Here is a 255-nt window from a genome sequence, read left to right on the forward strand (position 1 = left end):
CGTGCTGCTCGATCAGTACCGAACCTGCAAGACGCAACAGGGCGGCCGGGTTCGGGAACACACCCACGACGTCAGTGCGCCGTTTGATCTCTTTGTTGACGCGTTCCAGCGGGTTCGTCGACCAAATTTGACGCCAATGCCGCTGCGGGAAAGCGGCGAACGCGAGCAGGTCGTATCGGGCGTCGTCAAGCATGGCCGCGACCTTGGGGTGGGAGCGGCCCAACATCGCAACGACTTCGGTGAACTGCTTCTGGA

1 protein-coding gene is annotated in these 255 nt (G+C 62.0%); it reads right to left on the bottom strand.

Translation table 11 applies throughout. From position 1 onward, the window contains the following. Positions 1-255 (bottom strand): transposase (locus ACTJJW_RS14765; protein ID WP_462645920.1); only part of this gene is annotated, 255 nt, incomplete at both ends.

It is taken from the genome of Rhodoglobus galactosidasius (genome assembly GCF_054957775.1).